This is a genomic window from Roseateles sp. T103, from assembly GCF_057219915.1.
Genome location: NZ_JBXVVS010000003.1, coordinates 249448 through 270459, shown reverse-complemented (window position 1 = coordinate 270459; position 21012 = coordinate 249448). Strand labels below are relative to the sequence as shown.

The following is a 21012-nucleotide window of genomic DNA, read 5'->3' as shown; positions in this document are numbered from 1 at the left end:
CAAAATTACGCTATGAGGAGCAAGAGAATTGCCGAGGCCGTCAGCGACGGCGACTACAGCACCATGGAAGTCGCCCGCATGCTCGGCATGGCGGTGCGTTCGGTGCAGCTGATGGTCGACCGCGGCGAGCTGTCGGCCTGGAAGACACCGGGCGGACACCGACGCATCTCGCGCGCCTCGGTGGACAGCTGGCTGGCGCGGCGCAGCATCGGCCCGGGCGGCAGCGAGGCAGCCCGTCAAGTGGCGCTGAGCCGTTCGGCAGAAGCACGCACCGGCGGCGGCCGGCCTCGCGTGCTGCTCATCGAGGATTCGGTTCACTATCAGAACCTGCTCGCGCTGCTGCTCAACCAGCAGTTCCCTCAGGCCGAACTGCATACGGCGCCGGACGGAATCGTCGGCCTGGCGATGTATGGTCAGTTGCAGCCGCAGGTGCTGATCGTCGACATCCTGCTGCCCGGCATCGATGGCGCCACGCTCATCACCAGCCTGCGCTCGCAGCCGCAGTTCGCCAACAGCAGGCTGATCGTCGTGACCTCGCTGGACCAAGAGCAGATCAAGCCCTACGCCTTCGCACTGGCAGGCGTGCCGGTGGTACATAAGCCCAATCTGGTCGCCGAGCTTCCGCCCCTGCTGGAACAGGCGCTCTCCGAAACCGCGCATCTGGTGGCATGAGCCTGCCGCGCGTCCTCCTCGTCGAGGACGACCCCTCGCTGCAGCGCTTCGTCGAGATGGCGCTCGACGGCCTGCCGATCGAGTTGCGTTGCTGCGCCACGCTCGGAGACGCCACGGCGCTGCTGCGCGAACAGCGCTTCGCGCTCATCATCACTGACCTGCTGCTGCCCGATGGCTCGGGGCGTGAACTGCTGGCACTGCTGCAGCGCGAACCGGCGCTGCGCGGCACGGCGCACTGCGCGGTATTCAGCGCCGGCCTGGACGATGCCGCCAAGCGTGCCGACCTGACCCGCCTGGGCGCCTGGCGCCTGCTCGGCAAGCCCTGCTCGCTGGACGAGCTCGAAGCCCTGGTCAACGATGCGCTGGCCGCCGGGGCGGCAACGCCGACACCGTCCCCGGCCAATGATCAGGTGCAGCGCCATTTCGGTGGAAACGAAGCACTCTATCTGGCCTTTCGCGCCAGCTGTCTGCAGCAGTTCGGCCAGGATCGGCTGCTCGGCGACGCGGCCTGCCGTGATGGCGATGCCCCCGCGCTGCAGCGACTGGCCCACAGCCTCAAGAGCGTGTTGCTGACGCTGGGCCACGGTGGCGAGTCGATGGCGGCCGCCGCGCTGGAGCAGTCGGCCGCCAAGGCGGACTGGGCCCATGCAGTGCCGCAATGGCAGGCCCTGCGCGAACAGCTTGCCGCGCTGCGCTGAACGCACCGGCGAGAGGCGCACCGAACGCCGACAGCCACAACCGCCAGCCTCAGATCGCCAGCGGGTCCACGTCCACCGCCCAGCGCAGCAGGCCCCGGTGCTCGCGCTTGAGCGCGAAGAGTTCAGGCATCCAGGCTCGTAGCAGGCGCTGCAACGAGGCGCGGCTGGCGGACTCCACCAGCATCTGCACCCGCTCAACGTTGGCCACGCGCGCCACGCTCATCGGCACCGGCGGATAGATCAGGGCTTCCGCCGCCTCTGGCTGCGCTTGCGCCCATCGCGCCGCTGCAGCCAGAAAGGCTTGCGCCACCTCGGCCGTGCGCGCCTCGGCACGCAACAGCGCCAGATGGGAGAACGGAGGCAAGCCGGCGCTCTCGCGCTCCTCGAGCTGTGCGCTCGCGAAGGCCTCGTAGTCATGCCGCGCAAGAGCTTTGTACAGCGCATGCTGCGGATGCCAGGTCTGCACCCACATCTCGCTACGCGCCGCCGCCTCAGCATCGCGCCCAGCGCGGCCGGCGGCCTGCATCAGTAGCGAAAAGAGCCGCTCGGGTGCACGGAAATCGCTGCTGAACAACGCACCATCCGGATTCACCGCGGCCACCAGCGTGATGCGGCGGAAGTCGTGGCCCTTGGTGATCATCTGCGTGCCGACGAGCACATCGACCTCGCCGGCATGGACGGCGTCGAGCTGAGACTCCAGCGCACCCTTGAGTCGCGTCGAATCGGCATCGATGCGCGCGACTCGGGCGCCGGGTAGCGCTGCGGCCAGTTGCTCCTCGAGCCGCTCGGTGCCGCGGCCCAGCGGCGCGATGTCCTGATTGCCGCAGTCGGGGCAGGCCTGCGGCACGCGCTCGCTGAAGCCGCAGTGGTGACAGCGCAGCGTACGGTCGCCCTTGTGGAAGACGCGAAAGGCACTGCAGTGCGCGCACTGGCTCTTCCAACCGCACTCGGTGCAATGCAGCACCGGTGCGTAGCCGCGACGGTTCAGGAACACCAGACTCTGCTCGCCACGCTCCAGCCGAGCACGCAGTGCGTCCACCAGGGGCGTGGTCAGCGTGGTCATCACGCCCTTGTTGCGCGGCAGCGTGTTCATGTCGAAGATGCGCACCCGCGGCAGCGCGCCGCCGCCGATGCGCTCGGGCATGGCCAGGCGCAGGTAACGGCCGCTGTTGGCATGCTGCCAGCTCTCCAGCGACGGCGTGGCTGAGCCCAGGATCACCGGCACCTTCTCCAGCCGCGCACGGTAGATGGCCAGGTCGCGCGCCGAATAGCGCGCGCCGTCCTGCTGCTTGTAGGAAGGATCGTGCTCCTCGTCGACGACGATCAGGCCCAGCCTTGGCAGCGAGGCGAACACCGCCAGCCGCGTGCCCAGCACCAACTCGGCGCGCCCCAGGTGGGCGGCCAGCCAGTGCTGCAGGCGCTGTGCCGGCGTGAGGCCGCTGTGCAGCGAGACGATGCGGCGGCCGGCGAAGCGCTGGGCGAAACGCGCCTCCAGCTGCGGCGTCAGGTTGATCTCCGGCACCAGCACCAGGACCTGGCGCCCCTGCGCCAGCGCATGTTCGGCGGCACGCAGATAGACCTCGGTCTTGCCGCTGCCGGTCACGCCGTAGAGCAGCAGCGGCGGCGGCGCCGCAGCCACTTCGCCGGCATCCGGGCCGGCACTCATCAGCGCGTCGATCTGGCGCAGCGCCGCATCCTGCGCCGGGCTGAGTTCGGGGCGCGACGCGCCTGCGGCAGCAGGCCCAGGTCTTGCCTCCTCGGCAGCGGCAGCCCATTTGTCCAGCTTCTTCAGCCGTGCCTGCAGTTGCCGCGCGTCAAGCTCGCGCAGCTGCGGCGGCAGCACCGACAGCGCCACCTCGCCGACGCTGCGCTGGTAGTAGCTGGCAGCGAAGTCCAGCAGCGCGCGCCAGCTGCGCGACAGCGGCGGCAGCGCGTCCAGGACACTGCTCAGCGACCTGAGTTGCCCTGGATCCAGCCCCGGCACAGGCGGCTGCTCATCCCAGACGATGCCCGCCAGTTCGCGCCGCCCCAAAGGAACACGGACGATGCACCCTGGCTCGGCGCCCGAGACACCGGCAAGATAGTCCAGCGGACCGGTCAGCCCGCTGTGCGCTGGAGCGTCCACCGCGACGCTGATGCGCACGCCAGTCATCGCCCAGCCCCGCTCGCAACTTGAACAACAGCGCCTAAGCACATGATTTCAAATTGCTTTCCTGCTCACCACAGGAGTCTGTGGATAACTTTGTGGGAAATTGGCGTGAATGGCGGCCTCGTCGTGAATTGGCGAAACAGCCTGCCTTGGACAACATTCCGCCGTTTGCGCAATTGCCTGCTTTGAAATCAAGTACTTAGCGCGCAATCGGGAAAACCAGGGCTTGCGCCGCAGCACGCACAGCCTGCGCCGACGGCAATCCCCAATTTGGGGATAAGTGAGTTCCCGCTTGCACGAAATCACGGCAGCGGCCGCACCGGCTCAGGCTGCGGCACGCAGCCGGCGCGAATGCGCATGCACCTCGTCCACCAGGGCCGAGACATGCTCGGGCGGCGTGAACTGGCTGATGCCATGGCCCAGGTTGAAGACATGGCCGCCCCAGCCGCCGTCGGCGCGCTGCGGACGGCCGAAGCTGTCCAGCACCGCACGCACCTGTTCGCGCACCGCGTCGGGCGGCGCGAACAGCACGTTGGGGTCCAGATTGCCTTGCAGCGCCACCTTGTCCTGCAGCTGGGCGCGGGCGCGGGCCAGGTTGACCGTCCAGTCCAGGCCCACCACGTCGGCACCGGCCGCGGCGATCTCGTCCAGCCAGAGGCCGCCGCCCTTGGTGAAGAGAATGCGCGGGATGCGCTGGCCTTCGTGCTCGGTTTTCACCTGCGCCAGCACGCGGCGCGAATAGTCCAGGCTGAAGCGCTGGAACATGCCATCGGCCAGCACGCCGCCCCAGGAGTCGAAGATCATCACCGCCTGAGCGCCCGCCTCGATCTGCGTGTTCAGATAGGTCGCCACGGCGTCGGCATTGACCTGCAGGATGCGATGCATCAGATCGGGCCGCGCATACATCAGGCTCTTCACCTGGCGGTAGTCGTCCGAGCCGCCGCCCTCGACCATATAGCAGGCCAGCGTCCAGGGGCTGCCGGAGAAGCCGATCAGCGGCACGCGGCCGTTCAAGGCCTTGCGGATCGAGGTCACGGCGTCGAACACATAGCGCAGCTTGGCCATGTCGGGCACCGCCAGCTCGGCCACGGCGGCCTCATCGCGCACGATCTTGGCGAACTTCGGCCCCTCGCCCTGCGCGAACGTCAGGCCCAGGCCCATCGCATCCGGCACGGTGAGGATGTCCGAGAACAGGATCGCCGCGTCCAGCGCATAGCGGTCCAGCGGCTGCAGGGTCACCTCGGTGGCGTAGTCCACATTGGTGGCCAGGCCCATGAAGCTGCCGGCCTTGGCACGCGTGGCGCGGTACTCAGGCAGATAGCGGCCCGCCTGGCGCATCAGCCAGACGGGCGTGTAGTCGGTGGGCTGGCGCAGGCAGGCGCGCAGGAAGGTGTCGTTTTTCAGAGTTGCGCTCATGGCCGGATTATCCGCTGCGATACTGGCGCCGGCACTTGATGCCGGCGGCGCTGACGCCATCTGCAGGCAGCGCACCGAGCGCCCAACGCACCACCTAGGAGGACCTCTGCCATGGCTTGGCTAGACACGCGCCGCGGACTCGGCGCACTCTTGATTGCCTCGACACTGTCGCTGTCGGGCTGCGGCTACAACGAGTTCCAGCGGCTGGATGAGCAGGTCAATGCCAACTGGGCCGAGGTGCTGAGCCAGTACCAGCGCCGCGCCGACCTGATCCCCAACATCGTCAACACCGTCAAGGGCGAGGCGAACTTCGAGCAAGAGACGCTGACCAAGGTGGTCGAGGCCCGTGCCAAGGCCACGAGCATCCAGGTGACGCCTGAGCTGGCACGAGATCCCGAAGCACTGAAGAAGTTCCAGGCCGCACAAGGCGAGCTGTCCGGCGCGCTGAGCCGCCTGCTGGTGATCAGTGAGAACTACCCCAACCTGAAGGCCAACCAGGGCTTCCAGGACCTGCGCGTCCAGTTGGAGGGCACCGAGAACCGCATCACCGTGGCGCGCAACCGATACATCAAGTCTGTGGCCGAGTACAACACGCTAGCGCGGAGCTTCCCGACCAACCTGACCGCCATGGTCTTCGGCTACCAAGTCAAGCCCGGCTTCCAGGTGGAGAACGAAGCCACCATCAAGACTGCGCCGACGGTGAACTTCGACAAGCCCGCAGCGCCCGCCGCCTCGAAGTGAGGTTGCCCTGAGCGCTCGGTTCCAGCCCCTTTCTGCGGTGATCGCGCGGCTGCGTCTGCTGCTGCCGGTGTGGCTGTGCGTCTTCGCCTGGCTGGCGCCAGCGATCGCGTCGGCCCAGGACGTGCAGCCCGTGCCGGTGCTGACCGCCCGCGTGATCGACCAGACCGGCACGCTGGATACCGTGCAGCGCTCGGCGCTGGAGGGCAAGCTCGAGGCCTTCGAACGCGAGGCCGGCCCGCAGATCGTGGTGCTGATTGTTCCGTCCACGGCGCCGGAGGACATCGCGGCGTATGCGCAGCGCGTCGCAGACAGCTGGAAGATCGGCCGGCGCGAGCTTGGCGACGGGCTGCTGATCGTCGTGGCCAGGAATGACCGCCGCGTGCGCATCGAGGTCGCCAAGGCGCTGGAAGGCGCGATCCCCGACCTCGCCGCGCGGCAGATCATCCAGGACGCCATCACCCCGGCGTTCAAGGCGGGCGACTATGCCGGCGGACTGAACCGCGCCGTCGACCAGTTGCAGGCGCGTATCCGCGGCGAGCATCTGCCCGCGCCGCCGCCGCGCGCGGCAGGCAGCGGCGGCGCTGGCTTCGACTTCGAGGATCTGGGACTGTTCTTCTTCGTTGGCGTGCCCGTCATCGGCTCGGTGCTGACAGCCATCTTCGGCCGCAAGCTCGGCGGGCTGCTGACGGGCGGCGCCGCAGGTCTGGTGGGCTGGCTGCTCGGCACCGGACTGCTGCTGGCTGTGGTGGCCGCCTTTGCAGCGCTGATCATGGTCAGCGTGATGGGGATAGGCGCCAGCCGACGCGGCCTGCCCACGCACTGGGGCGGCTGGGGAAGTAGTGCCGGCCATGGCAGCAGCGGCTGGGGTGGCGGAGGCGGAGGCTTCTCGTCCGGTGGGGGCGGCGACTTTGGCGGTGGCGGCGCCTCAGGAGACTGGTGATGGATGTGAGACGCGTGCTGCGCGTGATCAAGCACCGCTGGACCGACAGCGCGGACCTGAGCCGCGCGCTGCCTCACGCGGCAGTACGTCGGCTCGAGGCGCATGTGCGTGCCAGCGAGAGGCGGCACAGCGGCGAAATCTGCGTCTGCGTGGAGGCAGGCTTGCCGCTGTCCTATCTCTGGAAGGGTCTGCGTGCCCGCGACCGCGCACTGACGCTATTCGGCAAGCTGCGCGTCTGGGACACCGAGGACAACAACGGCGTGCTGATCTACCTGCTGCTGGCCGAGCATGCGATCGAGATCGTCGCCGACCGCGGGCTGAGCCGTCGCGTGTCGGGCGAGCAGTGGCAGGACATCGTCCACTCGCTCAGCGCCTCGCTGCGCGGCGGACGATTCGAGGAAGGGCTGAGTACCGCGGTGGACGCGGTCGACGCCCTGCTGCAACACCACTTCCCTCTGGCCCCCGGACAGCTCAATCCCAACGAGCTGCCGGACGCTGTGCTGCTGCTGGGCTAGGCAGGGAGAAGTGGCGTTACACGCGCCTCTGCGAGTCGGCCGGTAGCACGCTTCACGGCCGCACAGCGACTGGCAACCTTGGGCCAGGTGGAATGCCCTGAGGTGTTCCCGCAGCAAAGAGTCGGTTAACAGCACGCCCCGCAACAGGAAAGCTTCGATCAGTGGCCGTATTGAGGATTTGCTCGACCAAGGCCTTGACCAGAAGGCCGACGATGCCCTGCTGAGAGCTCCCGCCCTCTTCCGAAGAAGCGGCGCTTGCTTGGCCCTTCCATAGCTCTGCTCCACTGCGCAGATCGACGATGCGGGCCTCTACGGCAACGATCGTGTCACTTGCCACAACCATGTACTTGGTGCCGTACTGCTTGACCGTCACGTACACCGCAGCGTCAGCACCAAACACTTCCCTCAGCTTGGGGAACGAGATTTGATGAATGTCGTGAGACGTCTGCATGCCGTTTTGTCGAAAGGTCTCTGCGACCATGCTGACGGGCATGACGTAATAGCCGGCCTCGGCAAGCGGGAGGCTCAGCTGTGCCATGACACCGTGCACCGCATTCGGTTCGGGCGTCTCGTTGAGCGGCGGCAAGACCAGCATAGACGCAGGCTTGGCAGCTCGGAATGCGGTCAGGTCCTTGGGAGGCACAGTGGCACAGCCTGCGAGTATGGCGACTGAGACCAGGGTGAAGACGAGTCGTTGGTACATGCTGTGGCGTTTCCTAGCTATTCGACTGGGCCTTCTGCGCATTGCGTAGCAGATGCTCCATGTATGCGGCGGATTCCGGGAAACGCCTACGCTCTGCCTCAAGATGCTGGCGCGACAGTTCCCCGCGGCCGAGCTTGGCGTTCAACAGCGCGAGGTGCGCATGCAGCCCCGGAGGCGGAGCAAGGCCTTGCCGATCTGTCTCGCGAAGCTGCGACTCGAGTTTGTCGAGCATCTCTTGGAGCTTCGCTTCGTCACCCTTGAAGTGTGCGTAAAGGGCTGGCTGATACACGCCCCACTGATACAGCGGCTTCGAAGGTGAAGCGCAAGCGGCGAGCAACAGAGGCAGAGTGAGCGCGGCAATCCTGACCTTCAGCGACTCGGACGACTTCATTTCGCTGCCCCCCGCCAAGCACCGCTGTCCAGGGCAGCTACCAATTTCTCGACCGCCTCCCGCACAGCAAGGTCGAGCACTTTCCCATTTAGTGTCGGGTCGTAAGACGCGGTGCTACCAAATCCAATGACTTCACGCTCGGAGAGGCTGTACTCGCCACCGCCCTGTACGGAGTAGACAACTTCTGCCGTCTGGCTGTTCAGGACATTCACAGTCACCTTCGCATATGCGACCTGCGTCTTGCCACGACCGAGCACGCCGAAGAACTGCCTGTCGCCCACCTCCTTGCGACCGAATTCGCTCACCGCACCCGAGATCAAGAAGCTGGCGCCGCGAACCTTTAACTGTGTTTCATTGAAGCCTGACTCCAGGCGCGCCTCGGCCATGTTCTCGCGATCCATGACACTGAACCGCTGTGACTGCTGAAGGTGACTTTGCAGAATCGTCTTGGCCTGCGCCCCCAGGCGATCCGGGCCGCTAGTGAACATGCCACGCATGTACTCGGTCCGATTCTCAAACTTGGCGATAGCGACCGTCACCTTTGCACTGGCAGGCACAGGCACGCTTGCGCTGCTCACTTGCTGGGTCTGTATCGTTCGTGACTGCTCGACCGTCGCGCATCCACCCATCACCGCGGCCATTGCCACCACACTTACACAGCGCCTGCTGATTCCCATTCAACCCCCGAACCCGTTAGGTGAACGGATGCTAGCGCCGCGACTGTTGTCACCACGCGAATTCCGGCGGGGACTTTCCCTTCCTACTTTAGGGGGTCAGCGTCAGGGTCTGCATCCCCGACCACTCCTGTCCGGGCTCGAGGGCGATCGGGTGCTCGATCGCTGCGGCCTCGACGCAGAGCATGTGTCGCCAGCCATCCGCCGGCATGTCAGTGAGGGCGGCACAGCGTTCGGCACCAGGATTCCAGACCACCGTGTCAGCAAAGCCCTGCTGGCTGATGCCCAGCGTACGCGTCTTGCCATCAATACCCTGTTCGCGCAGGGTCAGGTCTTGCCTCACCTGGTGGTAGATGCGATCCAGGTCTTCCGCGCCCGGTGCGCCGGGCAGCAACAGGTCACTGCGCTGGCGATGCTCGGCCTTGTCGATGGCGTCCCAATAGTGCAGTCCAGCCAGCCCGGACAGGCTCACATCGTGCAAGGACTTGACGCGCAGATAGCTGTGCAGCGCCGCGGTGAAGGCGAATCGTTCGGCGCCGGTATTCAAGCAGGCGAGCTCGATCTCGAGGCTGCGCCCGGCAACGCGCACCGTCAGCTCGGCCTCGAAGGCATGAGGCCAGAACATGCGCGTCGCTGCGTCGTCAGTCAGGCGCAGCACTGCCAGCGCATCGTCACTGCTTTGCTCTGCCGAAACCAGCTGCCAGGGCTTGCTGCGAGCAAAGCCATGGCGCTGCAGCGGACCGCGGTCGGAGAACTGCGGGAAGATCACCGGCACGCCACCGCGCAGCGCTTGGCCGCTGGCGTAGGCTGCCTTCGGAGACATGTAGAGCTGTTCGTCGGCACCGGCCGGCACCCATGACAGCACCTGGGCGCCATGCAGCAGCACAAGCGCGCGGGCACCGTCCGGTGCCCGCAGGTCCAGGGCATCCATGTCTTGATGACGGCTGATCGCAATGGAGGTCGGCATGGTAGGGCTGGCGCGTTCGGGGGGTGGCTGGAAAGACAACGCCCGCCGGACTCGCGTCGGCGGGCGCTGATGATGTTACGGCGGCAACGGGGCCGCCGGGTTCCATCCGGATTACTTCTTGCGGAACTTGCGCAGCGCAGCGATCTGCGCAGCCATGGCCGCGAACTCGCTCTGCGCCTTGGCGAAGTCGATGTCGCTCTTGGCGTTCTTCATCGCTTCCTCGGCCAGCTTCTTGGCCTCGGTCGCCTTGGCCTCGTCCAGGTCCTTGCCGCGGATTGCGGTGTCGGCCAGCACGGTGACCGTGCCCGGTTGCACTTCGAGAATGCCACCGGCCACGAAGACGAACTCCTCGCCGCCCTCGGCACGCTCGATGCGCACCGCGCCCGGCTTGATGCGGGTGATCAGCGGAGTGTGCTGCGGCAGGATGCCCAGCTCGCCACCTTCGCCCGGCAGCGCGACGAACTTGGCCTCGCCGGAGAAGATCTGCTCTTCGGCGGACACCACGTCAACATGAATGGTTGCCATGTTCAATCTTCCTTAGCGTTAGAAACTCAGTAAGCAAGCAGACGGTGGTCTGGCTAGGCGTCGCGCGCAGCCGGGGTCAGACCCCGGCGAGCACGGCAACGACGCCAGCCCGCCGTATGCGCCGCTTACTGGAGCTTCTTGGCCTTTTCGAAGGCTTCGTCGATGGTGCCGACCATGTAGAAGGCCTGCTCCGGCAGGTGGTCGCACTCGCCGTTGACGATCATCTTGAAGCCGCGGATGGTTTCCTTCAGCGGGACGTACTTGCCGGGCGAGCCGGTGAACACTTCCGCGACGTGGAAGGGCTGCGACAGGAAGCGCTGGATCTTGCGGGCGCGAGCCACGGCCAGCTTGTCTTCCGGCGACAGTTCGTCCATGCCCAGAATCGCGATGATGTCGCGCAGTTCCTTGTAGCGCTGCAGCACGGCCTGCACGGCGCGGGTGGTGCCGTAGTGCTCTTCGCCGACCACGTTCGGGTCCACTTGACGCGAGGTCGAGTCCAGCGGATCAACGGCGGGGTAGATACCCAGCGCGGCGATGTCACGCGACAGCACGACGGTGGCGTCCAGGTGGGCGAAGGTCGTGGCAGGAGACGGGTCGGTCAAGTCGTCCGCAGGGACGTACACGGCCTGGATCGAGGTGATCGAGCCGACCTTGGTCGACGTGATGCGCTCCTGCAGGCGGCCCATTTCTTCGGCCAGCGTCGGCTGGTAGCCCACGGCGGAAGGCATACGGCCCAGCAGCGCGGACACTTCGGTACCGGCCAGCGTGTAGCGGTAGATGTTGTCCACGAAGAACAGCACGTCACGGCCTTCGTCACGGAACGACTCAGCCATGGTCAGGCCGGTCAACGCCACGCGCAGACGGTTGCCCGGGGGCTCGTTCATCTGGCCGTAGACCATCGCGACCTTGGAGTCCTTCAGCGACTCGAGGTTCACGACGCCGGAATCGGCCATCTCGTGATAGAAGTCGTTGCCCTCACGGGTACGCTCGCCCACACCAGCGAACACCGACAGACCCGAGTGAGCCTTGGCGATGTTGTTGATGAGCTCCATCATGTTCACGGTCTTGCCCACGCCGGCGCCACCGAACAGACCCACCTTGCCGCCCTTGGCGAACGGGCAGATCAGGTCGATCACCTTGATACCGGTTTCGAGCAGCTCGGTCGACGGGCTCAGCTCGTCATAGGCCGGGGCCTTGCGGTGGATCGACGCGGTCAGCGCCTGGTCGATGTCGCCGCGCTCGTCGATCGGATTACCCAGCACGTCCATGATGCGACCCAGGGTCGACTGACCCACGGGCACGCGGATGGTGTCGCCGGTGTTGTAGACCTCGACGCCACGGCGCAGACCGTCGGACGAGCCCAGCGCAATGGTGCGCACCACGCCGTCGCCCAGCTGCTGCTGGACTTCCAGCGTCAGCGCGGAGCCTTGCATCTTCAGGGCGTCGTACACCTTGGGCATCTGGTCACGCGGGAACTCCACGTCCACCACGGCGCCGATGCACTGAACGATCTTGCCCACCGATTGAGTGTTAGCCATTTTTTCGTTCCTTCAATTCCAAAAACTTTAGCGTTCGCTTGAGCGTCGGACGATCAGCCCACGGCGGCAGCGCCACCGACGATCTCGGACAGTTCCTTGGTGATCGCAGCCTGACGGGTCTTGTTGTAGACCAGCTTCAGCTCACCGATCAGGGTGCCTGCGTTGTCGGTCGCGGCCTTCATGGCCACCATGCGTGCCGACTGCTCGGACGCCATGTTTTCGGCCACGGCCTGGTAGACCAGGGCCTCGCTGTAGCGCACCAGCAGCTCGTCGATGACGGACGGGGCATCGGGCTCGTAGATGTAATCCCACGAGTGCGAGCCGCCACCAGTCTTCATCCCTTCGGTCGTCAGCGGCAGCAGCTGATGCACCACCGGCTCCTGCTTCATCGTGTTGATGAAGCGGGTGTAGCAGAGGTACACAGCCGACAGCTTGCCTTCGGCGTACTGGTCGAGCAGCAGCTTCACCGGGCCGATCAGGCGCTCGATGTGCGGCTGGTCGCCCAGCTGCGTCACCTGAGCCACGACCTTGGCGCCGATGCGGTTCATGAAGCCCAGGCCCTTGTTGCCGATGGCAACGACCTCGGCCTTCTGACCCGCAGCTTCCAGCTCCTTGAGCTTGGCGGTCGTCGCGCGCAGCAGGTTGGTGTTCAGGCCACCGCACAGACCCTTGTCGGTCGTCACCACCACGAAGCCCACCTGCTTGGCCTGATCGTTCTTGATCAGGAAGGGGTGGACATACTCGGGGTTGGCCTGCGACAGATTGGCAGCGATGTTGCCGATCTTCTCGCTGTAGGGACGAGCCGCACGCATCCGCTCCTGCGCCTTGCGCATCTTGGAAGCGGCGACCATTTCCATGGCCTTGGTGATCTTCTTGGTGTTTTCGACCGACTTGATCTTGCCGCGAATTTCCTTGCTTGATGCCATGATTTCTCCTGTTAGGGCCGGGCAGCTTCTTGCGTCACCGCCCGGTCATGGTCACTTAGGCGAAGGACTTCTTGAACGCGGTGATGGCGGCGTTCAGCTCGGCCTCGGCATCCTTGTCCATGGCCTTGTCGGCTTCCAGCTTGGCCAGCAGAGCGGCATGGCTAGTCTTCAGGAACTGGTGCAGACCGTGCTCGAAAGCCAGGACCTTCTTGACGTCGATGTCGTCCATGAAGCCCTTGTTCACCGCGTACAGCGAAGCGCCCATCAGGCTGATCGGCAGCGGCGAATACTGGGCCTGCTTGAGCAGCTCGGTCACGCGGGCACCGCGGTCCAGTTGCTTGCGGGTCGATTCGTCCAGATCGGAAGCGAACTGCGCGAAGGCAGCCAGCTCGCGATACTGCGCCAGGTCGGTACGGATACCGCCGGACAGGCTCTTGATCAGCTTGGTCTGCGCTGCACCGCCGACGCGCGACACCGAGATACCGGCGTTGATGGCGGGACGGATACCAGCGTTGAACAGGTTGGTTTCCAGGAAGATCTGACCGTCGGTGATCGAGATCACGTTGGTCGGAACGAAGGCGGACACGTCACCGGCTTGCGTCTCGATGATGGGCAGCGCGGTCAGCGAACCGGTCTTGCCCTTCACCTCGCCCTTGGTGAACGCTTCGACGTAGTCGGCGTTCACGCGAGCGGCACGCTCCAGCAGGCGGCTGTGGAGATAGAACACATCGCCAGGGAAAGCCTCGCGGCCCGGGGGACGGCGCAGCAGCAGCGAGACCTGACGGTAGGCCACGGCCTGCTTGGACAGGTCGTCATAGACGATCAGCGCATCCTGACCGCGGTCGCGGAAGTACTCGCCCATCGTGCAGCCCGAGTAGGCCGACACGTACTGCATGGCAGCGGATTCGGACGCCGAGGCGGCGACGACGATGGTGTACTCCATCGCGCCAGCCTGCTCCAGAGCGCGCACCACGTTCTTGATCGACGAAGCCTTCTGGCCGATCGCGACGTAGACGCAGGTCATGTTCTGACCCTTCTGGTTGATGATGGCGTCGATGGCCACGGCGGTCTTGCCGGTCTGGCGGTCGCCGATGATCAGCTCGCGCTGGCCACGGCCGACGGGCACCATCGAGTCGATCGACTTCAGGCCGGTCTGGACCGGCTGGTCCACCGACTTACGGGCGATCACGCCGGGAGCGACCTTCTCGATCACGTCCGTCATCTTGGCGTTGATCGGGCCCTTGCCGTCGATAGGCTGGCCCAGGGCGTTCACGACGCGTCCGATCAGCTCGGGGCCGACGGGCACTTCCAGAATGCGGCCCGTGCACTTCACGGTATCGCCTTCGGAGATGTGCTCGTACTCGCCCAAGATCACGGCGCCGACGGAGTCGCGCTCGAGGTTCAGCGCCAAGCCATAGGACGGCTGGCCGTCCTTGCCGGCGGGGAACTCCAGCATTTCGCCTTGCATCACATCGGACAGGCCGTGGATGCGGACGATGCCGTCGGAGACGGACACCACGGTGCCCTGGTTACGGACGTCCGTCGATGCGCCAAGACCCTCGATGCGGCTCTTGATCAGTTCGGAAATTTCAGCAGGATTCAGTTGCATTGCTTGCTCCCATCTGGTCGGGCGTCTGTTGCCAGAGCGCGTTTGACACAGGGATGAATCGGTTTGGGTGTCTTCGCGCTGGTACTCAGGCGGTGAGCGCCACTTTCATGCGGTCCAGGCGTGCCTTGACGGAGGTGTCGAGCACCTCGTCGCCAACCACCACCCGGATGCCGCCGATGAGTGCGGGCTCCAGCTGCACATGGGCTTCGAGCTTGCGACCGAAGCGCTTTTCCAGCGTCGCGACCACGTCCGCCAACTGAGCCGGCTCGATCGGGAAGGCACTGAAGATCTGCGCGTCTGCAACGCCGGCAGCTGCGTTGGCGAGCACGTGGAATTGCTCCACGACTGCCGGCAGCGCGGCGAGGCGGCCGTTGTCGATCACCGCGCGCAGGAAGTTCTCCAGCTCGGGTGCCAGGGTCTGCTTGGCGGCGGCCGTCATGACGGCGTAGACCTGCTCCGCAGTGACCTTGGGGTTGTCGGCAAACGAACGCAGTTGCGCATCGTGCGCGACCAGGGCCAGCGCGTCGAGCGCCTGGCCCCAGGCCTTCACGTCGTGCTTCTTTGCGACCTGGAAGAGCGCTTCGGCGTAGGGGCGTGCAATGGTGGCGAGCTCAGCCATGATTACAGCTCCGTCTTCAGACGGCCCAGCAACTCGGCGTGCACGCTGGCGTTGACTTCGCGCTGAAGAATCTGCTCGGCGCCCTTCACGGCCAGCACGGCGACCTGCTCACGCAGGGCTTCGCGGGCACGGGTGGCTTGCTGGTCGGCCTCGGCCTTCGCAGCAGCCACGATCTTGGCGCCTTCTTCTTCAGCACGCTTCTTCGCCTCGTCCACGATGGCGGCAGCACGCTTTTCAGCGTCGGCCAGCAGCTTGGCAGTCTCGTTGCGCGCAATGGCCCGTTGCTCATCGGCCGCCTTGTTGGCGGTGGCCAGCTCAGCCTTGGCTTTGTCGGCAGCAGCCAGACCCTCGCGGATCTTGGCGGCACGCTCGTCCAGTGCCTTGGTGATCGGCGGCCAGATGAAGCGCATCGTGACGAACACGAGCACCGCAAACGGGATCCACTGAATGATTAGGCTAGCGTTGATATTCACGGCACGATCCTTTCAGTCGTGAAAGGGAACGTGGCGGATTAACGCAGCACGAAGGGATTCGCGAAGGCGAACAGCAGAGCGATAGCGACACCGATCAGGAAGGCGGCGTCGATCAGGCCGGCCAGAATGAACATCTTGGTCTGCAGTTCGTTCATCAGCTCAGGCTGACGAGCCGACGACTCCAGGAACTTGCCGCCCATCAGCGCGATGCCGATGGAAGCGCCGATAGCGCCCAGACCAACGATGATGCCGCAAGCCAGTGCAACGAGGCCGAGGATGTTTTCCATTTGAAGCTCCTGAAGAGAGGTTAGAAAAAAGAAAGGAAAGAAACGAGGGAAATGAATGCCCGACTGAGACGTCTCAATCAGTGCGCGTCATGGGCCTGGCCGATGTAGATCAGCGTCAGCATCATGAAAATGAACGCCTGCAGCGTGATAACGAGGATGTGGAACAGCGTCCACACCGTGCCGGCGATCACGTGACCGATGGCCAGACCGATGCCGGTACCGGTCAGCGCCCAGCCGCCGCCCATCAGCGCGATCAGCATGAACACCAGTTCGCCGGCAAACATGTTGCCGAACAGTCGCATGCCGTGCGAGACCGTCTTGGCGATGAACTCGATCATCTGCATCGCAAAGTTGAACGGCCACAGCACCGGGTGGGCGCCGAACGGGGCCGAGATCAGCTCGTGACCCCAGCCGCCCAGACCCTTGATCTTGATGTTGTAGAAGAGGCACATCAGCAGCACGAAAGTCGACATGCTGAGCGTCGTCGACAGGTCGGCGGTCGGCACGACACGCATGTACGCATCATGAGGATCGGCGTACGGACCGTAGCTACCCCACAAGGCCGGCAGCCAGTCGACCGGCAGCATGTCCATGGCGTTCATGAAGAAGATCCACACGAACACGGTCAGCGCCAGCGGACCGACGACCTTGCGGCTCTGCTCGTTGTGGATCACGCCCTTGGCCTGGTTGTCCACCATCTCGACGAGGATCTCGACCGCAGCCTGGAAGCGACCCGGCACGCCGGCATGGGCCTTGCGTGCAGCTCGCCACAGGAAAAAGACGGCGATGGCACCAAGCACCACGGAGTACAGCAGCGAATCGAAATTGAAGACGCTGAAATCAACAATGCCCTGCTGCTTCTGGTCGACAAAGGAGAAATTCTTCTGCCAGTGCTGCAAATGGTGAGTGATGTACTCACCAGCGGTCGGCGCGTGTCCTTCTGCTGCCATGTTCAGGTTCCGTCGCTAATTTTTCGTTCGACCCCGCCGAAGCAGGACCAGCCAATTAACCTTCAGGCATCCGATCATGGTCAGCAGCATCGCCGGCCAACTCAGATCAGACACCTGCATGACCACCGCCACCAGAATGGCAATGGCCAGCAAAATCTTGATCGACTCCCAGAACATCAGCGAGAGCAGAGCAGCACCCGCATTCGTCACCGGTCGTCTGGCAGTCCCCCATGCCATCAGAGCATTCGGCACCACCACCGCGATCGCGCCATACAGCGCCGACCACGCCTTGCCCCCCTCCAGCGTGAACAACCACCAGAGCGCGACAAGCACCGCCCCCGCAACGGCTTGCACCGCCACCACTCGCCAAGGCGAGACCGGGGGATTCTTCGCCTGCAAGGCCTGTGCTTCTTCTCGCGTCAGGGGCTTGAAGGCTGCCTCACCGTCCACATCTAGCTCGCTATCGCGATCCCAGTTCTGAAGCGGCGGCACCTCCACCTGATTCGGCGAAGAGCGGCGCGCACGCGAGTCTTGGGTTGTCACGGCGGCAGTAGGCAGTCGGCAAAACCCAAAGATTATATGTGGAAACCCTGATCAATCCGACAAGCCCCGGGACGGCGGTGGCACATGTCGGACTGCTTAACCCTGCGGCATCTTGTCAGCGCGGCTGGGATCTGGCAGAGCTCACCAGTTGACACAGTGTGGTGCGAGTCCCGGCACCTCGGCGCGCCAGCGAAGCACGCAGCCAGCCCAAGGCTGGGCGGCCAACTCAGCCGCCGGGCGGCCGTGGCGAGCCGTGGTGATGTAGATCGTGCGCAAGTCCGGCCCGCCGAAACACAGCATGGTCGGGCAACTCACCGGCAGACGGACCTCTTGGAGCACATCGCCCCCAGGCGAGAAGCGCAACAGGCGCTGGCCCTCGTACATCGCCACCCAGTAGCAGCCCTCGGCATCGACGGCAGCCCCGTCGGGGCGACCGCCATAGCCGCCCGCCTGCAATTGCCCCGGCTGCGGCGGCGCGAAGCTCGCGAACAGGCGACGCGCGCCGACCGCGCCGCCATCGAGTTCCACATCATTGAATGCCCAGACCTGATGGCCTTTGGTATCCGCCCAATAGAGACGCCGGCCATCGGGGCTGAACGCCAAGCCGTTGGAATTGGCGATGCCACCCTCCACTCGCTCGCAGTGCCCGGCCTCGCAACGGTACAGACTGGCCTGCGGCTCGCGGGCGTCGTCGATGGTGCCGACCCAGAAGCGTCCGCGAGCATCGGGCTTGCCGTCATTGAATCGCTGTCGGCCCGGGTCATAAGGCGGGGGGCAGAGCAGGCGTTGCTCGCCCGTAAGGGTATCGAGCCGCCACAGCCCGTCGCGCCTTGCGACCAGCAACCCGCCGTCGCACAGATGCGCGATGCAGCCGGGCTCAGCATCGAGTTGCCAACGCATCAACTGCCCGCTTTCAGGCTGCAGGCGCAGCACTTGCCGCGCGGCGATGTCCACGTAATAGAGGCACTGCTGCCCGACATGCCACAGCGGCGACTCGCCCAGCCCGGCCGGCTCCGGGCCAGCCAGTTCCACCTCGGCAGGCATGCCGGCATTCGTCTTCATTGGCTGCATCCTTGCGAAAGCCTGGATGCTAGCGACGTACCCGGGCGTAACCGCGCACCCGGCTCAGTCCAGCGACGCTTTCAGGTAGTGGGCACCGGGAATGGGGTTGAAGTAGAAAGGCGGCACCTCCTCGAAGCCCAGACTCTCGTAGAGCCCGCGCGCCGCCTCCATCTCGTCCAAGGTATCGAGCAGCATCGACGAGTAACCAGCCTGCGCTGCGCGGTCCATCAGCGCCTGGGCAATCAGTCGACCTAGACCGAAGCGCCGGAACGCCGGTCGCACATAGAGCCGCTTCATCTCGCAGGCGTTGGGGTAATCCACGTCCGGCAGGTTGCGAAAGGCGCCACAGCCGGCCACTTCCTTGTCGACCAGCACGAGCAGCATCAGGCCATCTGGCGGCGCATAGGCGCCGGGCAATGCGGCCAGTTCGTCCTCGAAGCCCTGGAAGCACAGGTCCACATGCAGGCTGTCGGCGTACTCGCGAAGGATCGCGCGCGTCGCCTCCCAGTCAGCCGACGATTGCGGACTGACCATCCGGATGTCGGGCAGTTTGCTCTCGCCAGTCATGCTAGAACGCTCCCAAGCCGATGATCCAGTACACCAGGGCCGCAGACCCAGCGAACACGGCCAGCGCAAGCAGCCTCGTGATGGCACTGTCGCGCGAGGCCGGCGTCGTCGCCGGCAGTTCCTTGTCGCCCACGATCATGGCCTTCAGCATGGCCCCGCCCTTGCGCCAGCGATAGAAGCCGATCGCCACCAAGTGCAGGCCCACCAGCGCAAAGAGCAGCCACTGGCCCCAGCTCTTGTGATGTGACGTCCAGGCCAGACTGGTCTCGCTGGACACATAGCGCACCAGCGGCCCGACGATGGCGATCTCATCGTCGGCTATCAGGCCGGACCCTACCTGCAAGGCCAGCCAGCCCAGCATGGCAAACACCGACAGCGCGCCCAGCGGGTTATGCCCCACCTCGAAGCGATCGTCGTCGCGTGCGCGGCCGCTGAGATAGCGCAGGTAGGCAGCCGGGCTATAGACAAAGCTCCAGAAGCGCGACCAGCGACCACCGATCACACCCCAGACGAGGCGAAACAGCAGCAGGGCTGCCACCGCATAACCCAGCCGCATATGCCAGACCATCGCATTGCCGCCGAGCTTGGCGCTGACCACGGCACCGATCACGCTGGCTGCGAGCGCCCAATGAAACAGCCTCGTCGGCAAATCCCACACCCGCACCCGGGCCGCACCCCTGGCGGCCGAAGCATCGACCATGCTTGCACTCTCCAACTGCTGCCGCAACGAGCGGCGACGATAACCCAAGACCTGCTGCCGCGCCCAGCCCTGCAAAGATCGCAGCGACTTCGTACACTGCAGCGGCGCCCCGCGACACGAGCCGGCGCACGGCCTTTCCTCTTCCACAACAAGGAATCCCAGCATGAACCTCAAGCATTTCGCAATCGGTCTGAGTGCGGTCGCCGGCCTCTGCAGCGCCCTGCCTGCTGCAGCGCAATTCCAGAAGCCCGAGGACGCGGTGAAGTACCGCAAGGCCGCATTCACGGTGATGGCCACCCACTTCAGCCGCATCGGCGCGATGGCACAGGGCCGTGTCCCCTTCGATGGCGCAGCGGCCGCAGCCAATGCCGAGATCGTGCAGGATCTGGCCAAGCTGCCCTTCGCCGGCTTCGTCGAAGGCACTGCCGGCACCGAGAAGGGCACGCCCAAGGCGAATGTCTGGACCGAGAAGGCCAAGTTCGACGCCGGCGCGAAGAAGATGCAGGAAGAAGTCGCCAAGCTGGCCGTCGCCGCCAAGGCCAACAACCTGGATCAACTCAAGGCAGCCTTCGGCCCCGCGGCGAACACCTGCAAGGCCTGCCACGACGACTTCCGGAATCCTTGATCCCTCCACGCGCTACGCGCACCCCATGGCTGAGCACATCCCTGGGCCCGGCAAAGCCGGATCCTCGGGTGTCGCTCGGGTAGGGGCGTGGCCCGGCGCCGCGACCGTGGCAGATCAAACCCGGTCGCCAGCCCTCAAGCGATGCGCTCGAGCGCCACTTCCCCTCGCGGCGTAGCAAGCCGCACATGCAGCCCGTCCCGGGCATCGAAGGCCAACAGGCGCACGCCGCTGTCGGGCATGGTGTCGGTCGGATGCGCGTCGCCCCACTCGATCGGCACCGGCAGGCTATCGCGCGCCAGGCGCAGCCCGTCCTGACGCAAGGCTATGCGCCAGCGCAGCGCGTCGCGAGAGGCCTCGACCGCTTCGCCCACATCGATGCCCTCGCTCTGCCAATCGGCCAGCGCCGCATCGAGATTGGCCACGCGCGCCACCCAGTGGATCAGCCCTGGCCCCTTGTCGCGGAGCGCCTGCTGCAGCTCCGGCTTGTCCAGGTCGAACCAGCGTGCGCGGCCCTGCGGACCCGGCGCTTCCGGGTCGATCGCGATGATCTCCAGATAGCAGCGCTCGTAGCCCGGACCGCTGATGTTGAGCAGCCGGTTGTGCGTGCCCATCAGCGCATGCTTGCCACCTGGCAGCGGCGTCACGCCCAGCACGCGCTCGCACCACGCCACGCCTTCATCGAGGCTGGCAGCTCCAACGACGAGGTGGTCGATTTCCATGCG

25 protein-coding genes are annotated in these 21012 nt (G+C 65.3%); 6 read left to right on the top strand and 19 right to left on the bottom strand.

Going from position 1 to position 21012, the window contains the following annotated elements; genetic code table 11:
* Positions 1 to 12 precede the first annotated feature (12 nt).
* Together AC2EBS_RS11545 and AC2EBS_RS11540 are read left to right on the top strand one after the other, a co-directional pair.
* On the top strand, positions 13 to 672 hold the full coding sequence (locus AC2EBS_RS11545) for a response regulator (protein WP_484728567.1): 660 nt from the start codon (positions 13 to 15) through the stop codon (positions 670 to 672).
* A complete protein-coding gene (locus AC2EBS_RS11540; RefSeq protein ID WP_484728566.1) occupies positions 669 to 1370 on the top strand; it encodes a response regulator in 702 nt (233 codons plus the stop codon). The genes AC2EBS_RS11545 and AC2EBS_RS11540 overlap by 4 nt, the downstream gene beginning before the upstream one ends.
* A gap of 49 nt (positions 1371 to 1419) precedes the next feature.
* Here AC2EBS_RS11540 and AC2EBS_RS11535 read toward each other — a convergent pair whose 3' ends face one another.
* Both AC2EBS_RS11535 and hemE read right to left on the bottom strand, forming a co-directional pair.
* Positions 1420 to 3522: a primosomal protein N' gene (locus AC2EBS_RS11535; RefSeq protein ID WP_484728565.1), complete on the bottom strand. Its 2103-nt coding sequence runs from the start codon at positions 3520 to 3522 to the stop codon at positions 1420 to 1422.
* Between the two features lie 321 nt (positions 3523 to 3843).
* Positions 3844 to 4935: a uroporphyrinogen decarboxylase gene (gene hemE / locus AC2EBS_RS11530; RefSeq protein ID WP_484728564.1), complete on the bottom strand. Its 1092-nt coding sequence runs from the start codon at positions 4933 to 4935 to the stop codon at positions 3844 to 3846.
* A gap of 111 nt (positions 4936 to 5046) precedes the next feature.
* Between hemE and AC2EBS_RS11525 the strand changes: the two genes are divergently transcribed.
* Genes AC2EBS_RS11525 through AC2EBS_RS11515 form a run of 3 tightly spaced genes read left to right on the top strand, consistent with a single transcriptional unit; the run spans position 5047 to position 7131 of the window.
* Positions 5047 to 5676, top strand: a complete 630-nt coding sequence (locus tag AC2EBS_RS11525; protein WP_484728563.1) for a LemA family protein — start codon at positions 5047 to 5049, stop codon at positions 5674 to 5676.
* Positions 5677 to 5713: 37 nt separating this feature from the next.
* On the top strand, positions 5714 to 6616 hold the full coding sequence (locus tag AC2EBS_RS11520; protein WP_484728562.1) for a TPM domain-containing protein: 903 nt from the start codon (positions 5714 to 5716) through the stop codon (positions 6614 to 6616).
* Positions 6616 to 7131, top strand: a complete 516-nt coding sequence (locus AC2EBS_RS11515) for a TPM domain-containing protein (RefSeq protein ID WP_484728561.1) — start codon at positions 6616 to 6618, stop codon at positions 7129 to 7131. Before AC2EBS_RS11520 ends, AC2EBS_RS11515 begins: the two co-directional genes overlap by 1 nt.
* A gap of 52 nt (positions 7132 to 7183) precedes the next feature.
* On the opposite strand, the gene AC2EBS_RS11510 is transcribed toward AC2EBS_RS11515, so the two are convergent.
* From AC2EBS_RS11510 to AC2EBS_RS11435, 16 genes are all read right to left on the bottom strand, one after another.
* Entirely contained in the window at positions 7184 to 7834 is a 651-nt protein-coding gene (locus tag AC2EBS_RS11510; protein ID WP_484728560.1) for a DUF799 domain-containing protein, read from the bottom strand.
* A gap of 13 nt (positions 7835 to 7847) precedes the next feature.
* On the bottom strand, positions 7848 to 8225 hold the full coding sequence (locus tag AC2EBS_RS11505; RefSeq protein WP_484728559.1) for a DUF4810 domain-containing protein: 378 nt from the start codon (positions 8223 to 8225) through the stop codon (positions 7848 to 7850).
* Entirely contained in the window at positions 8222 to 8902 is a 681-nt protein-coding gene (locus AC2EBS_RS11500; protein ID WP_484728558.1) for a CsgG/HfaB family protein, read from the bottom strand. The genes AC2EBS_RS11505 and AC2EBS_RS11500 overlap by 4 nt, the downstream gene beginning before the upstream one ends.
* A gap of 88 nt (positions 8903 to 8990) precedes the next feature.
* Entirely contained in the window at positions 8991 to 9830 is an 840-nt protein-coding gene (locus AC2EBS_RS11495) for a D-hexose-6-phosphate mutarotase (protein ID WP_484728557.1), read from the bottom strand.
* 147 nt (positions 9831 to 9977) lie between these two features.
* Positions 9978 to 10391 carry a F0F1 ATP synthase subunit epsilon gene (locus tag AC2EBS_RS11490; protein ID WP_484728556.1) on the bottom strand — a complete coding sequence of 138 codons (414 nt, stop codon included), beginning with the start codon at positions 10389 to 10391 and terminating at the stop codon, positions 9978 to 9980.
* Between the two features lie 125 nt (positions 10392 to 10516).
* Positions 10517 to 11929, bottom strand: a complete 1413-nt coding sequence (gene atpD / locus AC2EBS_RS11485; RefSeq protein ID WP_484728555.1) for a F0F1 ATP synthase subunit beta — start codon at positions 11927 to 11929, stop codon at positions 10517 to 10519.
* 53 nt (positions 11930 to 11982) lie between these two features.
* Positions 11983 to 12855 (bottom strand): F0F1 ATP synthase subunit gamma, encoded by an 873-nt coding sequence (atpG, locus tag AC2EBS_RS11480; protein WP_484728554.1) that lies wholly within the window; start codon positions 12853 to 12855, stop codon positions 11983 to 11985.
* A gap of 55 nt (positions 12856 to 12910) precedes the next feature.
* Complete coding sequence (gene atpA, locus AC2EBS_RS11475; RefSeq protein WP_484728553.1) at positions 12911 to 14464, bottom strand: F0F1 ATP synthase subunit alpha; 1554 nt, start codon at positions 14462 to 14464, stop codon at positions 12911 to 12913.
* A gap of 85 nt (positions 14465 to 14549) precedes the next feature.
* A complete protein-coding gene (locus AC2EBS_RS11470) occupies positions 14550 to 15083 on the bottom strand; it encodes a F0F1 ATP synthase subunit delta (protein WP_484728552.1) in 534 nt (177 codons plus the stop codon).
* Positions 15084 to 15085: 2 nt separating this feature from the next.
* Complete coding sequence (locus AC2EBS_RS11465) at positions 15086 to 15556, bottom strand: F0F1 ATP synthase subunit B (protein WP_484728551.1); 471 nt, start codon at positions 15554 to 15556, stop codon at positions 15086 to 15088.
* A 38-nt stretch (positions 15557 to 15594) separates the two neighbouring features.
* A complete protein-coding gene (atpE, locus tag AC2EBS_RS11460) occupies positions 15595 to 15843 on the bottom strand; it encodes a F0F1 ATP synthase subunit C (protein ID WP_058933479.1) in 249 nt (82 codons plus the stop codon).
* 77 nt (positions 15844 to 15920) lie between these two features.
* Entirely contained in the window at positions 15921 to 16793 is an 873-nt protein-coding gene (atpB, locus tag AC2EBS_RS11455) for a F0F1 ATP synthase subunit A (protein WP_484728550.1), read from the bottom strand.
* A gap of 15 nt (positions 16794 to 16808) precedes the next feature.
* Complete coding sequence (locus tag AC2EBS_RS11450) at positions 16809 to 17336, bottom strand: ATP synthase subunit I (RefSeq protein ID WP_484728549.1); 528 nt, start codon at positions 17334 to 17336, stop codon at positions 16809 to 16811.
* A gap of 141 nt (positions 17337 to 17477) precedes the next feature.
* Complete coding sequence (locus AC2EBS_RS11445; protein ID WP_484728548.1) at positions 17478 to 18398, bottom strand: SMP-30/gluconolactonase/LRE family protein; 921 nt, start codon at positions 18396 to 18398, stop codon at positions 17478 to 17480.
* Between the two features lie 63 nt (positions 18399 to 18461).
* Positions 18462 to 18965 (bottom strand): GNAT family N-acetyltransferase, encoded by a 504-nt coding sequence (locus tag AC2EBS_RS11440; RefSeq protein WP_484728547.1) that lies wholly within the window; start codon positions 18963 to 18965, stop codon positions 18462 to 18464.
* 1 nt (position 18966) lies between these two features.
* On the bottom strand, positions 18967 to 19830 hold the full coding sequence (locus tag AC2EBS_RS11435; RefSeq protein WP_484728546.1) for a cytochrome b/b6 domain-containing protein: 864 nt from the start codon (positions 19828 to 19830) through the stop codon (positions 18967 to 18969).
* Between AC2EBS_RS11435 and AC2EBS_RS11430 the strand changes: the two genes are divergently transcribed.
* Positions 19829 to 20290 (top strand): c-type cytochrome, encoded by a 462-nt coding sequence (locus AC2EBS_RS11430; protein ID WP_484728545.1) that lies wholly within the window; start codon positions 19829 to 19831, stop codon positions 20288 to 20290. The genes AC2EBS_RS11435 and AC2EBS_RS11430 overlap by 2 nt on opposite strands.
* A 134-nt stretch (positions 20291 to 20424) precedes the next feature.
* Here AC2EBS_RS11430 and AC2EBS_RS11425 read toward each other — a convergent pair whose 3' ends face one another.
* Positions 20425 to 21009, bottom strand: a complete 585-nt coding sequence (locus AC2EBS_RS11425) for a VOC family protein (protein ID WP_484728544.1) — start codon at positions 21007 to 21009, stop codon at positions 20425 to 20427.
* Positions 21010 to 21012: the final 3 nt, after the last annotated feature.